At 72.2% G+C, this 503-nt stretch carries 1 protein-coding gene and 1 pseudogene; both read left to right on the top strand.

The features are described 5' to 3' along the window. The coding region (locus tag B1964_RS29915) for an aldehyde dehydrogenase family protein (RefSeq protein WP_139765635.1) at nt 1-162 on the top strand (162 nt) is incomplete at its 5' end. A gap of 160 nt (nt 163-322) precedes the next feature. Next, nucleotides 323-503, top strand: a pseudogene (locus tag B1964_RS05520) (SAM-dependent methyltransferase); the annotation flags it as partial.

Genomic DNA, 503 nt, shown 5'->3' with positions numbered 1-503 from the left:
GGGGCGATCCGAGCCGGATCGATCTCGCTCAACGGCGCGCAGGTCGACCCGGCCGCCCCGTTCGGCGGCTACAAGAAGAGCGGCAACGGCCGCGAGTGGGGCGGCGACTACGGCTTCGAGGACTTCCTCGAGGTCAAGTCGCTGCTGGGCTACAGCGCCTGACCCATCGGGCACAGCGTCGCATGGCGGCGCCTCGGGTACCGCCGACAGCGCTCGCCATCTCGGGGGGGCGCCGTCGGCGGACAACTGCGGCCCGTAACGACCCATCCGCACCGCGGCGGGCGGCGAACAACGGGTGACCGACCCCATCCCAGGAGGCCCCATGACCGTCGCCGCGTCGCTGGCACGAGTGATCGAAGACCGGATCGGCGGCGACCTGCCGGTGCATCTGACCGCGTGGGACGGCAGCACAGCCGGCCCCGACGACGCGCCCCACGTCGTCCTCTACAGCCGGGATGCGTTGCGGCGCATGCTGTGGCATCCGGGTGAACTCGGTGCGGCGC

It is taken from the genome of Gordonia sp. i37, assembly GCF_002043085.1.
Classification (GTDB): Bacteria; Actinomycetota; Actinomycetes; order Mycobacteriales; family Mycobacteriaceae; genus Gordonia; species Gordonia polyisoprenivorans.
This window is presented reverse-complemented; position numbering and strand designations above follow the sequence as displayed.